1 protein-coding gene is annotated in these 1,589 nt (G+C 71.1%); it reads left to right on the top strand.

Going from position 1 to position 1,589, the window contains the following annotated elements; all coding sequences use genetic code 11:
- Positions 1-192: 192 nt before the first annotated feature.
- Positions 193-1,589, top strand: a 1,397-nt coding sequence (locus ACWDS7_RS48385) for a DegT/DnrJ/EryC1/StrS family aminotransferase (RefSeq protein ID WP_451934815.1), incomplete at its 3' end; no start/stop codon positions are given.

Below are 1,589 nucleotides of genomic sequence, written 5' to 3'. Positions count from 1 at the left end.
TGGGCGTGCTTGGGCAGGTCTTCGATGACGGCGAGTTCGATCGGCTCAATGTTGAAGTAGTCGTAGGCCTCGGCGCGGACGGTGACCATGATGCGGCCGCGACCACAGCCGCGCCGGTGCGGTGACCACGCCTGCCCAAATGCCGCCAACGAGAGAACCCAGCCGATAACGCCAGTAACAAGGAGCCCGACGGTGGACGGAAAAATGGAGAGTCCGGCGCTTGCCGGGTTGGTCCGGGAGCCCGGCGGAGCCGGGGACGCGCGGCTCGCCGTACACGGCGGCGACCCGGTCCGGCGCACGCCCTGGCCGACCTACGACAAGGGAGCCGTCTTCGTCCATCCCGAAGACGAGGAAGCGGCGCTGCGCGCCATCCGCAGCCACCTCTATTTCCGCTACGACTATCGAGCCCACCGGGAGACCGAGTGCGGCGGGTTCGAAGAGGAGCTGTGCCGCTACTTCGGCAGCAAGCACGCGCTGGCCGTGTCGAGCGGCACCACCGCGATCGCGCTCGCCATCATGGCGGCGGGGATCCCGCCGGGCTCCCTGATCGCCTGCCCCGGCTTCACCTTCGTCGCCACGCCCAGCGCCATCGTGCTCGCCGGCTGCAAGCCCCTCCTGGTGGAGGTCGACGAGAACCTCCGCATGGACCTCGACGACCTCCGCCGCCGCTGGACACCCGAGATCAAGGCGATCCTGGTGGTCCACATGCGCGGCTTCGCCGCCGACATGGAGGGGCTGACGCGCCTGGCGGCGGAGATGGGCGTGCCGGTGTTCGAGGACGCCGTGCCGGCCCTCGGCGTCGAGCTGCAGGGCCGCAAACTCGGCACCTTCGGTCTCGCGGGCGCCTTCAGCACCCAGTCCGACAAGTCGCTCAACTGCGGCGAGGGCGGCTTCCTGGTCACCGACGACAGCGTGCTCTTCGCCCGCGCCGTCGTGCTCTCGGGCGCCTACGAGGGGCGCGTCCGGCGGCACTTCCCGGACGGCGAGCCGCCGATCGCCACCGACCTCGACCTGCCGCTGCTCAGCTTCCGTATGGACGAGATCCGCGCGGCCCTGCTCCGCGCCGAGCTGCGCCGGCTGCCGGTCCGCCTGGAGCGCTTCCGCCGCAACTACGACTACGTGGCCGCGGCGCTCTCGGACCTCACCGAGATCGAGATCCGGCAGCCGGTGGCACCCGGCGCCTACCTCGGAGAGGCGTTCATCTTCCGTGTCCCGGGCGGGGACGCCAAATGGTTCGCCCGCGCGCTGTGCTGCGAGGGCATCGACGCGCGCAACCTCGGCTCCGACGAGGACGCCAACGCGCGGGTCTTCTGGAACTGGCGGTTCCTGTTCGGCGCCGAGGAGGTCAAGGAGATCAAGGCGCTGCTGCCGGACACCACGCGCCACATGGAGCAGGCGGTCGACGTCCCCCTGTCCTCCAGCCTCTCGATCGAGGACTGCGACCAGTTGATCGAGGCGGTCCGCAAGGTGGCGCGCGCCGCCGGAGCGGACCGGCGCCCGCCGGAGCCGGTCCAGGCCGGTGCGGCCGACGAGCGCAGGCACGCGCCCGCAGCATCCTGCGCGCCTGCTACGGCGCGTGGCTCCTCAAG

The sequence above is a fragment of the Streptosporangium sp. NPDC003464 genome, assembly GCF_053588315.1.
Note: the sequence above shows the minus strand (reverse complement) of the source record. Positions and strands in the feature narration are given on the sequence as shown.